The following is a 13,178-nucleotide window of genomic DNA, read 5'->3' as shown; positions in this document are numbered from 1 at the left end:
TTACGCGATTGCGTTGAGCTCCAAAAATTCAATTATCTCGTTAATTCTCGTTCAATTCTTGCGTTCCCAAATTGGGGAAAGTAAAATCGATTTGTAATGAGCCATCCCCAGCTTGGGAAAGCTTGCCTCATATTTAGGAAGGCTTCCCCAATATCATATTAGTATCAAATAAAATATTTGACAGAAATATGATATCATATTAATACGAAATAATATATTTGATATTAATATGATTTAATATTAACTTCAAATAAAATATTTGAACTAAATATGATTTACTGATTGCTCTTTTTATTTTAAAATGGATGTTTCCCAATGTGGGAAGCCTTGATTCAATATTAGATATGGATTCTTGTGTTTTGGGGAAGGGAGAAACTGTGCTTAAGGAAGCAATCAGGAGAATAAATTGATCGAAAATAATTTAAAATTGATAATCCCGGTTCGTTATGAAGCAAAAGGCTTTTATTTTTTCAGTTGATTTGCAGTTATTGCACAATTTAGAGTTCTATTCGTTTGTCGAAAATATTCTGAATTCCCTGAATGAAGTAAATCAGGAGCTTGATTTTCGGAAAGAAACGGCACAGATTCGTAAGGGACTGGCACAATTCGATATGATTTTTGAGAAGAAAAAATTAATTGCTTACACACAAAAAGTAAATGAGCTGGATAAGAAAAGATGTGCTTCTTTTACCGGATTGCTGCAATGTGTTCGTGGGTATACAAAACATTTTAAAAAGGATGTTCGAGAGGCAGCCCAAGTTATTTTGGAAAGCATAGAATCGATGGGATCAAAGATTGTGTATTTAAATTACCAGGTAAAATCGGCTACTTTTTCTTCGCTATGCTCATCTTGGCAAGATATACCCGAATTTGCTGAGGCTTTTGAAACTTTAGCGATGAGCGACTGGATAAAGCACTTGAACGAAGACAACAAAGCATTCGAAGCAGCTTATTTGGAACGATTATCAGCGCAAGCTAGCGCACCAAAGGCCAAGTTGATTGACTTAAGAGCTGAGTTAATAAAACAGTACCGTGTAAGTGTAAAAAAACTTGAAGCTTATTGCTTGTTGGAAAAAGATGGAGCAATGGAATTATGTAATCGGTTTAACAAGTTGATTGCTGCCTATAACAAGGAGATTGTAAGGAGAAAGAACAAGTTGGCCAAGGAAAGTTGAGCTGATTAAAGCACAGGTCATGCTCTGACTCTAAGCAAGCTGCAAATGTTAGGGTATGGCTTGCAAATAAACAATTGAAATCCTCAATTTTTCTGACTGTAGCTGTGTCATGCTCTGACACTAGCAAGCTGCAAATGTTAGGGTATGACCGAATACATGTCATTTTTTTGTAACAGCAATAAGGCTAATTAAGAATTAGAATAAAATAATTATAATCATTTTTCAAATGTGAAATTATAGTAATTTTGAGCCGAGTTGCGATTGGCTTGGGATTCGTATGCCGGTTAATCAATAAAGTGCACATATATTTTGCCAAGGCTTGTTTGTATAGAATGGTCTGCTTATTTGTACAATGTGCGTAATTGTTAATATTGTTGTTGGTTTATTAAAAAAAATCACGAAAGTGTTTTGCTGATATCATTTTAATAAAAATTAAATATTTATGAAGAAAACGGTTTTAAATTTTGGTATTGTATTGGCTCTGTTGGTAGTTTCATTCGCAGCGGTTGCCCAAAAATCTGTTAATAAGAGCATTTCTTATCAGTTTATTCAGCTGCCTTCTCATCCGCTGAATACAAATAAGTTCGACTATGTTGTTTATCAGAACGACGAGAATGAAAAATCTGATGTAAATTCCGGAGAGGAGATTGAATCATTAATAAAAGGGTATCAAACAGAAATCAACTTTTATTATGAGCAAATGTCTGAACTCGATCAGGAAGTTATAAAAATTGGTGAATCTAAAGATCTATCATTGATTAAGAAACAGGTGCAAATGGGAAAGGTGTATCAAACGAAGCCTGCTAAACCTCAAAGACCTAAGGTAAGTTACGATCAGGAAATGGAGTTGTATGTAAAGGAAATGAAGATGCATACTGCTCGTCTGGATTCGGTAAACAAGTCTGAACTAAAAATGATTTTTAAAGCACAATTAAAAACATTGATGGCAGAAACCAGACCAAGAAAACCTTTCTTCCATCCTAAGACAAAATCGGCCGGACCTTATAGATTATCTGAATCTTTAATTGCAGAGCGAATGAAAATTAGAGGTTTAGAGCGTGAGTATAATGAGGCAGAGAAAGTTTTCTTTGAAATTTCTCTTTCAAATTTCGAGACCAAGGAGGAGGAAAAGAAATCACGAGAAAAGACTTATAAAATGGTTAAATATAGAAGAGTTACCGGATATAAGGCTATTGATGAGAACAATCAGATTATTGCTGAAGGGCTAGTTCCAGGCACGGATGATTGGAAATTAGAGAAATTTGACTTGGATAAAACGGAAAGTCGCGAAATCAAAAAGAAGATAAGTGAATTAGAAAAAGAAACTGCCATTAACAGACTTTACGATGCCAGAGATTTTTTAGCTGAACGATATGCTTATCCAATTAAAAAAAGATGGTTTGAGCTGAGTTATGCAAAGGGGAAGGATAATAATTATGACGACATTTCGAAGGCTTACGATATTGCAAAAAATACGCTTGAAAAAGCTTTAACCAAAGAAACACCTAATTTGGAAGATCTTAAAAAAGCAATAGAAATTTGGGAAAGAGAATTAAAAGAAGCCAACTATGATAATAAGAAGGCCAGAATTAGTGCTCAGGTAGCAAAAGGATTATATTTTAACATTATTGAATGTTCAATTTGGTTAAACGATTTTAACAAAGCGCAAAAGCTTACTGCCGAATTAGAGAAATTGGATTTAAAATCCAAAGAGGAAAGAAAGTTGAAGAATTGTCGCGAATTTATGCTCGACAGAAAACAAAGATGTGAAGCTAATAATAAATTGATAGCTGAAATTTAGTTCAAAGTCTTGTTCTCAAAATAAAGAAATTTTATTGAGGGGGCAGATTACATTTAGATAACACTTTAAAAATAAAACCTGTCAAGAATTTGTTCCTGGCAGGTTTTTTTGTGATATCACATCTGTAACATCTAGAGTAACGTGAGTACGATCGTGTATTTAGAATTCCAATAACATGCTATCCGGATCTTTCCCGTCGAAGAGCATTTTGTGTGGATTTTCAATCATTTCTTTGATTTTTACCAGGAAACCTACCGAATCCTTACCATCAATTACGCGGTGATCGTAGGAAAGGGCGATGTACATCATCGGGCGAATTTCCACCTTGCTGTTTACAGCAACCGGTCGCTCAACAATGTTGTGCATGCCTAATATTCCCGATTGCGGAGGATTAATAATAGGCGTACTCAACAAGGATCCAAACACACCTCCGTTGGTTATTGTGAATGTTCCTCCGGTCATTTCGTCCAGACTAATTTTACCTGTACGTGCTTTGGTAGCCAACTCCTTTAGTTTCTTTTCAATATCGGCCAAACCTAATGATTCTGCATTTCTGATTACCGGAACCATTAAACCTTTTGGCGTTTGCACGGCAATGGCAACATCAGCAAATTCGGGGGTAACAATCTCTTCTCCGTCAATCATGGAATTTACCATTGGGTGAGCTTTTAAAGCTTCGGTAACCGCTTTGGTAAAGAATGACATAAAACCCAATTTGATATCGTGAGTCTCGATGAATTTCTTCTGATACTTCTTTCTTAACTCCATTACAGCACTCATGTCAACCTCGTTAAAGGTGGTTAACATGGCAGTTTCGTTTTTAACAGATACCAAACGAGCACTCAATTTCTTACGCAAATTGGTCATTTTGTTGCGCTTTTGTTCGCGCGAAATGGCTTTTGATTCTGTAGGTATTGCAACAGGCTGGCTGTTTTTGCTGTCAACAACGGCTTGAATATCTTTTTTCGATAATCTTTGCAAACCGGCAATTACATCATCAACCGAAAGCTGGTTTTCTTCCATCAGCTTTTTGGCAACAGGAGAAATTTTTACATCCTTATAATTCTCTGATTCGATATTGGCAGCAGGAGCTGACCCGGCTGATTCTTTTGCTTTTTCTTCAATAAGGTTTTCTTTTGCAGCTTCTACCTTTGGGGCAGGAGTTTCGGTAGCAAAACTGGTGTCGATTCTACAGGCAACCGAACCCACTTCAACGGTATCACCTTCTTGGGCAAGAATTTCGATTTTTCCACCTTCGTCGGCTACCAGGGTTAGAGTAGCTTTGTCCGATTCAATTTCTGCAATGTCTTGATCTTTTTCTACAATATCGCCGTTGGCAACAAACCAATTGGCTATCTCAACTTCCGAAATGGATTCTCCGGGACTGGGTATTTTTATTTCAACTGTCATGTTTGATTGTTTTTGGTATCAAGTAAAGAGTATCAAGTATCAAGATGTTATGTCAGGATACTTGATACTAATATCTTTTGTCTGTATTACATTAAAAGTTTGCTTTTCTTCTCTTCAAAATATTCATGCGTTTGCAGGATTTCTTCATGCGAACTGCCTTCAACACATTGCAATCCACAATACTTCAATTTTCTGTCGCAATCACATTTTCGGAATACTTTATTAATGATTTCATTCTGGCCAAGCATATGTATTTTAGCCAAACCTGTTGCCGGGCTACCACTGGCCTGACGCGCAACGGGAACCAATCTTACCTCTTTGTTTCGGAATTTGTAATTGATAAACTGCCATGCGCCCATATTTTCAGGTTCTTCCTGAACCCATAAATGCAGCAATGCATTAGGATATCTTTCTATTACTTGATCAACTTGCTTGTGTGGGAAAGGATACAATTGCTCCAAACGAACCAATGCAATATCTTGTGCATTCAACTTTTCTTTCTGAGCCAATAAATCAAAGTATATTTTACCTGTGCAGAATACAACTCTTCTCACTTCCTCAGATATTACATTCTTGTCGTCAATTACTTCCCGAAATTTGCCTTTTGCCAATTCATCCATGCTCGAAATACAAGCCGGATGGCGCAACAAACTTTTAGGCGAGAAGCAAACCAAAGGTACTCTGATATCTCTTTTTAGCTGTCGGCGCAACATGTGAAACAAGTTGGCCGGACTTGTTGGATTGGTAATTTGTAAATTATTGTTTGCACAAAGAGTGAGGAAGCGTTCCATTCTGGCACTTGAATGCTCAGCACCTTGTCCTTCGTATCCATGTGGCAAATACATTACCAAGCCATTTTTAATTCCCCATTTGTCTTCGGCCGCACTAATGTACTGGTCGATTACCGCTTGTGCTACATTGTGAAAATCTCCAAACTGTGCTTCCCAAATGGTTAATCCCGATGGATGAGCCATTGCATAACCATACTCATAGCCCAACACACCATATTCGCTTAATGATGAATTGTAAACATGGAACGGAGCCTGCTTGTCGGCAAGGTGTTTAAGTGGGAAATACTTCTTGTCGGTATCCTCGATTACCAAGGCAGCATGTCGGTGCGAGAAGGTTCCGCGCTCAGAATCCTGACCACTAATTCGAACAGAATTTCCTTCGGTCAACAAACTGGAATAAGCCAGCATTTCACCCATTGCCCAGTCGAGCTGATCATTTTCCACCATTTGCTTTCTATCTGCCATGAGCTTTCCAATTTTCTTGAAGAACTTTAAATCTTCGGGCAGAGAGGTAAACTTATCCGCTAAGTCATGAAGTGTTTTATGATTTACACCCGTTTCAGGAGAAGATTCAAAATCAGATTCATCTGAATAACGAATGCCATTGTAATAATCGTCGAGGAAAGGCTGAATGATTACCTTATCGAATGTTTTCGAGAGCTCAAATTTGTCATCCAAAAGCTTGTTGTAATCCGAATTTATTGCCTTGATTTCTGTTGGCGAGTAAATGCCTTTTTCAATCAAATAATCAGCATAAATATCTCTTGGATTCTTGTGTTTGGCAATCGTGTTGTATAATATTGGCTGGGTAAAACGTGGCTCATCGCCTTCGTTGTGTCCATATTTACGGTACGACAAAATATCAATAAACACATCGGTATTGAATTCCTGGCGGTATTCCATTGCCATTTTAATGGTAAAAATCAATGCTTCCACATCATCCCCATTTACATGGAAAACAGGACAGCGAGTTACTTTGGCAACATCGGTACAGTAAGTACTCGAACGAGCATCCCGATAATTGGTTGTAAAACCAACCTGGTTGTTAATTACCAAATGGATGGTACCTCCGGTTTTGTATCCTTTTAATTGGGACATCTGAATGGTTTCGTATACAATTCCTTGTCCTGCAATGGCAGCATCGCCATGAATTACCACAGGTACCAAACTATCTTGGTTGCCCTGATAATCGTTATCTATTTTCGAACGAGAAATCCCCTGAACAACAGCGCCAACAGTTTCCAAATGCGATGGATTTGGAGCCAGATGAAGTTTTACTTCGTTGCCATCGTCGGTTTTTACCGTGTTGCCATATCCCAAGTGATATTTTACATCGCCTAAAGCGATATCTTCTTCGTATTCCTCACCAACAAATTCTTTAAAGATATTCTCGTAAGGTTTCTCAAGGATATTGGCCAGAACATTTAGTCTGCCTCGGTGAGCCATACCAAAAATGAACTCCCGAACGCCCAATTCAGCACCGCGTTCAATCATGGCATCTAAAGCCGGGATTAAGGTTTCGGCACCTTCCAGGGAGAATCTTTTTTGCCCAACAAATTTTTTATGGATATAGTTTTCGAAACCAACTGCCATTCTTAAATGATAGTAGATGTGTTTGCGCTGTTCGTCGGAAAATTGCGGAGTGTTTTTCGAATTCTCCATTTTCTTTTGCAGCCATCGCAACATTTGTGGGTGACGAACAAAAACATATTCCGCACCAACCGATTTGCAGTAGGTTTCGCTCAGATGACTTACAATATCTTTTAATTTGGCTATGCCAATGCCAATTTCTTTTCCGGCATGAAAAGGCGTTTCCAAGTCCGATTCTGCCAAATCAAAATTTTCAATATCGAGTGTAGGGAAGTACTTTCTTCGGGTTCTTACCGGGTTGGTTTTGGTAAACAAATGCCCTCTTTGGCGATAAGCCTGAATCAAATTCATTACATTGGATTCTTTGCTCATCGATTCATTGGCTGGCAATGATTCTGCCCTTTGATGTTTTACCGGAAAATTAGCCGTTGCAAAATCGAATCCCTGGAAAAAGGCTCTCCATTTTTCTTCAACCGAATCAGGATCTTTTTTATAGGATTGGTAAAGTTCATCAATATATTCGATTTCACTATTACCCAAAAAACTGAATTTATCCATAGAATTGTTTATTGTACTTGTCTGATTTTTGTTGTTGCTTAAACAAATGTATTAATTTTGAAACTTTGCAAGTAATGATCGAGCTTAATAAAAGACCAAAAGGTCATTTTTTTTACTAATGAGCTTATAGACATTTTCTATGAGCTGATATTGTTTAACATTTATTGAAAAAATACATTGCTGTTTTTTCGATTGTAGCAATTTCCAAGTAATTTAGATCTGCATTCTAAATCATCAATATTTCATAGCATGATATTCCTTCGAACCATAATTTTTGTGCTGATAGCTTTGTTTTCAAGCTGTAATAATTTACAAAAAAAAACGCAGTTTGAATTCCGCAAAGGCGATCTTATTTTTCAGGATTTAAATACCGATTCCATTTCCGATGCCATAGAATTGGTTACTGGAGGTGAAAGGAATCTTAATTTTTCTCATGTAGGAATTGTTGATATCGATTCTAGAGGGAATATTTATGTGCTAGAAGCAATTTCGAAAGGAGTTTGCTTAACCCGCTTAAATGATTTTTTGAAACGCAGTAATCAAATTGCGGTGGGAAGATTGAAAGCAAACTTCCAAATCCGAGTTCAGGAAGCATTGGATTATGGGTATTCATTATTGAATTTGCCTTACGATGATATTTATGTAATAGGGGATTCAACTTATTATTGTTCTGAGTTGATTTATGAAATGTTTATAAATACAGGTGATTCAACAGCAGTATTTCAATTGAATCCCATGACATTTAAAGATTCCAATTCAGGTGAGTTTTTACCTTTTTGGATAGATTATTATCAAAAGTTTGGAGTTGAAATCCCGGAAGGAAAGCCAGGTTTGAATCCTAACGGAATGTTTCTATCACCAAATATTGAAATTGCCTTGCCATACGGAAATCATCAATTTAATTAATCTCTTACACGCTATATGAACTCATTCTTACAACAAATTACCAAGGAGTTATATTCCAGATATTCAAATGAACTATCCGATTGCATTTTGGTTTTTCCCAACCGACGTGCAGGTTTGTTTTTCTCGAAATATTTGAACGAATTGGTTGAAAAACCTCTTTGGGCGCCCAAGGTTTATACCATTAGTGAGTTTTTTCGCTCTCTGTCCGATCTGCAGATTGAAGACAACCTGGGATTGTTATTTCGCTTGTATAAAATTTACGTGAAGAGAATGAAGGTAAGCGAAAGCTTTGATGAGTTTTATCATTGGGGAGAAATGCTGCTGGGCGATTTCGATGATTTGGATAAGTACAGGGTAAATGCTGAGCATTTGTTTCAGAATTTAGCTGATGAAAAAGAAATCGAAAGTCTGTTTGATTACCTAAGTGATGAACAAGTTGAAGCCATTCAGGCTTTTTGGAGTTCATTCAGACCCGAAAAGTATTCTGAACATCAAAAGGAGTTTGTAAACCTTTGGGAGAACCTGTATGCAATCTATAAAGATTTAAGAGAAGAATTGAATTCAGAAAAGCTTGCTTACGAAGGAATGGCTTCAAGAGGTCTGATAGATGGATTGGAGTTGGGAGGAATTCAGATAGATGCTAAAAAGGTGATTTTTGTTGGATTTAATGCTCTTAATCGATGTGAAATTGATTTGTTCGAATTCTTGAAAAGAAAGGATTTAGCAGAGTTTTACTGGGATTACGATGAATCTTATTTAAACAATCCACATCATGAAGCAGGATTGTTTTTGCGTGAAAACATCAAAAGATTTCCTGCACCAAATACCGAATTAAGATTCTGCAATATCAAGCAAAATAATGCGAAAGTTGAGTTTTTATCCTTGTCATCGGAAGTAGGACAGGCAAAACATGCTCATTCTATTGTTCAGGAATTTTGCAAAGATCGTGATGTTGCACCCGAAAAAACAGCCATCGTATTGGCTGATGAGGAACTACTGCTTCCTGTTCTGCATTCCATTCCCGAATTGGTAGAGAATGTAAATGTTACCATGGGATACCCTGCGAAGAATACGCCTGTTGCCAGTTTGCTGCGTTTGGTAATTGATATGCAAAAAAGTGCACGAAAGAATGGAGGAGAAACAGAATTCCATCATAAGGAAGTCTTGGCGCTCTTGAATCATCAGTATTTAAATTCGGTAAATCCGGAATTGGCACATAAGCTAACCCAAGATATTCTTAGCACCAATAAAATAAAGGTTCCACAAAAGCTTTTAACAGGCGATGAGGTAATCGAAAACTTGTTTACACCTGTGAAAGATGTGAATCAATTTGCCAGCTATTTATTGAATTTGTTGCAGAATGTCTACCAAAGATTAGAAAGCAAAGAGGAGGAAAAATCATTGGTCGATAAGATTGAGCAGGAGTATATCTATCACCTGTTTTTAGCAATTAAGAGACTGAAATCATTGCTGGATCAACATCGTATAGAGGTAAAACAAGATACCTTTTATAAGATTTTGGACAAAATGATTCAATCTTTGAGCATCCCGTTCGAAGGAGAACCGTTGGCAGGATTGCAGGTGATGGGGATTTTGGAAACCCGTTTGCTGGATTTTAAAAACCTGGTGGTACTTTCGATGAACGAAGGCAAATTACCGAAAACAGCAAGCGCAAATTCATTCATTCCATATCATCTGAGAAAAGGATTTGGAATGCCAACCATCGATCATCAGGATGCCATTTTTGCCTATTACTTTTATCGATTGATACAGCGAGCAGATGATATCAAATTACTCTACAGTACCCAAAGTGATGGAATCAGAACAGGAGAAATGAGCAGATTTTTGTATCAATTGAAATATGAATCGAAATTTGATATTGTAGAGTCGAGTCCGGGATATGATATCTTGCTAAAAGAGCCTAAACCCATAAGTGTTGTTAAAAATGAGAGAGTTTTAAATAAGTTGGCAGAGTATTGTGGTGATGGTTTTAGAAGTTTCTCTCCTTCGGCTTTAAATACTTATATGACTTGCCCTTTAAGTTTTTACTTTAAATACATCGCTGGATTAAAGGAACCCGATCGGGTATTGGAAGAGATCGACCCGCCTACTTTTGGGAATCTTTTTCACAATACTTTAGAAGATATTTACAAACCATTTGTGGGCATTACATTAGAGCGGGAAGACTTGGAGATCATTAGAAAAGACAAAGATCAGATAGAAGAGAAACTGAAAACAGCTTTTTGCGATACTTATTTTAAAACGCCCAAGGATAAAGAGGTTCAGATATCCGGAAGGAACTTGTTGATTTTTGATATCCTGAAAAAGTATATCGATAGGATATTGGTTTTGGATCAACAGTTTGCTCCTTTCCAGATTCTTTCTTTAGAGGATGAGTATCATATTCAGATTCTGATATCGGGAGAGAGAAAGGTGAACATTAAGGGATTGATTGACCGAGTTGACAGGGCAAATGGAACCATTCGAATTTTAGATTATAAAACGGGTAAAGCCGATTTGTTCTTTAAGGATATTGAATCACTGTTCGAGAAGGAAGGAAAGAGCAGAAACAAAGCTGCTTTTCAAACCTTGTTGTATTGCTTGTTTTACGAGGACAAGACAAAAGCGGCCGAGGCAATTTCGCCTGGCGTATATAGTCTGAAAGAGTTCTTTAACAACAGATTTGCTTGCATGTTGGCTAGGAAAGAAGGTCGGGCAAAACCAGAACCTGTAGAAGATTACCGAGTATATAAGGAAGAATTTACCAAGGCTCTGCATGGTATGTTAGAGGAGATTTTTGATCCGAAGCTACCATTTAAGCAGGTAGAAAATCAAGATACTTGCAGGACTTGCTTGTATGCGGAAATTTGTCATAGGTGATTTGATAACTTGGTAACTGAAGAAACTAGCATGATTAAAATAATTAATAAACATACACGCTACTAATTATTTTGATCTTGCGGCTTACATTCGGCAATTGAAGGGAAATTATATACAGATATGAAATATTCAGTCTTAAGCTTATTGCTATTGCTTTTTGTACTTCCACTTTCTGCTCAAAAGAAATACAGTATTAAATCGCGTAGAGCCATACAACTTTACGAGGAAGCGGGGCAGTATTACAGAAACAGGGATAATCAGAAAGCTTTGGAAAGTTTGAGCAAAGCATTGAAGGTGAACGATAAATTTATTGAGGCTTATCTGTTTCAGGCAGATGTATATTATAGTATAAAGAATAGTGCGGCAGAAATTGAAGCCTGTCAAAAAGCCATAGACATAGACTGGTCTTATTTTCCTCGGGTACATTTTAATTTGGGAAATGCTTATTTGAAGCAAGGAAAATATCAGCTTGCCAAAAGCAAGTTTGAAGATTTTCTGTCTTTCTCAAAAATCTTATCAAAGAATAAGGCAAAGACCCAAAAGCTGATTAAGAATTGTGATTTTGCTCTTGAAATGATTGCGAACCCTGTGGATTTTGAGCCCATTAATATTGGTGATGCGATCAACACAAAGTATGATGAATATTGGCCCAGCTTAACTGCCGATGAGGAAGTTCTGGTGTTCACCCGATTGAGTGCGGCCGAAAAATCTACGCCAGTAAAACTAAAGCTGCAAGAGGATTTTTGGATATCCGTAAAAGAGGAAGGGCTTTGGAGGCCGGCAAAAGGCTTATCGGAAACTATTAATACTACCAGTAACGAAGGGGCGCAATCCATAACAGCCGACGGACAATACATGTATTTTACTGCTTGTGGCAGAAAAGATGGATTAGGCAGATGCGATATCTATTATTCGGTTCGTGAGGGTGAGAATTGGTCGAAGCCCAGAAATATAGGTTCTACCATAAATACGGCAGCTTGGGAGGCTCAGCCAAGTATTTCGGCCGATGGGAGAGTGCTTTATTTTGTGAGCAATCGAAAGAGCGGTAAAGGAAAAATGGACATTTGGAAATCGGATTTGCTGGAAAGCTTAGCGGATGGAAGACAAAGGTGGTCGAAACCTGTGAATCTGGATTTTAATACCGCAAACAATGAAATGTCGCCTTTTATTCATGCCAGCAATCAGTATTTAGTAATCGCTTCGGATGGACTGCCGGGCATGGGATCTTACGATCTTTTTAAACTAAGGCTTCGGGAAGATGGGAAGTGGTCTGAGCCAGAGAACTTGGGATATCCGATTAATACATATGGTGAGGAATTGGGAATGGTGATCAATGCAAAAAGCGATAAGGCTTACTTTTCATCCAACAGAATGGAGGGAAAAGGAAAGGATATTTTTGTGTTTGATTTGCCCAAAGAACATCAACCCCCAATGGTTTCGTGGCTGAAAGGGAAGATATACGATAAGCACAGCAAAGAAAACCTATATGCTGCTTTGCAATTAATTGATTTGAGTTCGAAGGATACGATTGCCCGAATTCATTCGGATCGGGTAAATGGGAAATATCTGGTGTGTTTGCCTGCCGGAAAAGAGTATCTATTAGCTGTTGAGAGCAAGGGCTATTTGTTTTATTCCGATCATTTTTCGCTTTTGGAGAATCGGAAAAAGAATCAGCCGCAGGAATTGAATATTGGCCTTCAGAAACTGCTTAAAGGAAGTGAAATTGTTCTTCGAAATGTGTTTTTTGACAGCGATTCATGGGAAATTCTGCCAAAGTCAGAAATTGAATTGGCTATCCTTTTCAATCTAATGAATCAGAACCCGGATTTGATTGTTGAGATATCGGGGCATACCGACAATACAGGATCGGAAGAATACAATTTAAAATTATCGGAAAATCGAGCCAAAGCAGTGTGCGATTACCTGATTGCCAAAGGAATTAAAAAAGAGCGATTGCTGCACAAAGGATTTGGCTCCGGCAAATCGATAGCTGATAACCATAGCGAAGAAGGCAAGGCTTTAAACAGGAGAACTGAATTTAAGGTAGTGAACGATTAGTGTTGAAAC

Annotated in this window: 7 protein-coding genes; 5 read left to right on the top strand and 2 right to left on the bottom strand. The window is 37.5% G+C overall.

Annotation, left to right across the window (positions count from 1 at the left end; translation table 11 throughout):
• The first annotated feature begins 446 nt into the window (after positions 1–446).
• Positions 447–1,175, top strand: coding sequence for a DUF6261 family protein (locus ACO05S_RS04195; protein WP_421920288.1), 729 nt, complete (start codon positions 447–449; stop codon positions 1,173–1,175).
• 442 nt (positions 1,176–1,617) lie between these two features.
• Positions 1,618–2,976 carry a hypothetical protein gene (locus tag ACO05S_RS04190; protein ID WP_421920287.1) on the top strand — a complete coding sequence of 453 codons (1,359 nt, stop codon included), beginning with the start codon at positions 1,618–1,620 and terminating at the stop codon, positions 2,974–2,976.
• Positions 2,977–3,135: 159 nt separating this feature from the next.
• On the opposite strand, the gene odhB is transcribed toward ACO05S_RS04190, so the two are convergent.
• Positions 3,136–4,386 carry a 2-oxoglutarate dehydrogenase complex dihydrolipoyllysine-residue succinyltransferase gene (odhB, locus tag ACO05S_RS04185; RefSeq protein WP_421920286.1) on the bottom strand — a complete coding sequence of 417 codons (1,251 nt, stop codon included), beginning with the start codon at positions 4,384–4,386 and terminating at the stop codon, positions 3,136–3,138.
• Between the two features lie 86 nt (positions 4,387–4,472).
• Positions 4,473–7,325: a 2-oxoglutarate dehydrogenase E1 component gene (locus ACO05S_RS04180; RefSeq protein ID WP_421920285.1), complete on the bottom strand. Its 2,853-nt coding sequence runs from the start codon at positions 7,323–7,325 to the stop codon at positions 4,473–4,475.
• A 249-nt stretch (positions 7,326–7,574) separates the two neighbouring features.
• Here ACO05S_RS04180 and ACO05S_RS04175 point away from each other — a divergent pair, with 249 nt between their 5' ends.
• The 3 genes from ACO05S_RS04175 to ACO05S_RS04165 all read left to right on the top strand — a co-directional run bounded on the left by ACO05S_RS04175 (position 7,575) and on the right by ACO05S_RS04165 (position 13,169).
• The gene (locus tag ACO05S_RS04175) at positions 7,575–8,231 is read left to right on the top strand and encodes a YiiX/YebB-like N1pC/P60 family cysteine hydrolase (RefSeq protein WP_421920284.1); all 657 of its coding nucleotides are present in this window, start codon (positions 7,575–7,577) and stop codon (positions 8,229–8,231) included.
• A gap of 15 nt (positions 8,232–8,246) precedes the next feature.
• Positions 8,247–11,111, top strand: coding sequence for a PD-(D/E)XK nuclease family protein (locus ACO05S_RS04170; RefSeq protein ID WP_421920283.1), 2,865 nt, complete (start codon positions 8,247–8,249; stop codon positions 11,109–11,111).
• Positions 11,112–11,231: 120 nt separating this feature from the next.
• A complete protein-coding gene (locus ACO05S_RS04165; protein ID WP_421920282.1) occupies positions 11,232–13,169 on the top strand; it encodes an OmpA family protein in 1,938 nt (645 codons plus the stop codon).
• Positions 13,170–13,178: the final 9 nt, after the last annotated feature.

This window comes from Marinifilum sp., assembly GCF_965230805.1.
In the GTDB taxonomy this organism is placed as follows: domain Bacteria; phylum Bacteroidota; class Bacteroidia; order Bacteroidales; family Marinifilaceae; genus Marinifilum.
Note: the sequence above shows the minus strand (reverse complement) of the source record. Positions and strands in the feature narration are given on the sequence as shown.

Bases quoted from the DNA above. Each gene is read 5' to 3' on its own strand.
- odhB (WP_421920286.1), bottom strand. From the start codon at position 4,386: ATGACAGTTGAAATAAAAATACCCAGTCCCGGAGAATCCATTTCGGAA.
- ACO05S_RS04180 (WP_421920285.1), bottom strand. From the start codon at position 7,325: ATGGATAAATTCAGTTTTTTGGGTAATAGTGAAATCGAATATATTGAT.
- ACO05S_RS04195 (WP_421920288.1), top strand. From the start codon at position 447: ATGAAGCAAAAGGCTTTTATTTTTTCAGTTGATTTGCAGTTATTGCAC.
- ACO05S_RS04175 (WP_421920284.1), top strand. From the start codon at position 7,575: ATGATATTCCTTCGAACCATAATTTTTGTGCTGATAGCTTTGTTTTCA.
- ACO05S_RS04165 (WP_421920282.1), top strand. From the start codon at position 11,232: ATGAAATATTCAGTCTTAAGCTTATTGCTATTGCTTTTTGTACTTCCA.
- ACO05S_RS04170 (WP_421920283.1), top strand. From the start codon at position 8,247: ATGAACTCATTCTTACAACAAATTACCAAGGAGTTATATTCCAGATAT.
- ACO05S_RS04190 (WP_421920287.1), top strand. From the start codon at position 1,618: ATGAAGAAAACGGTTTTAAATTTTGGTATTGTATTGGCTCTGTTGGTA.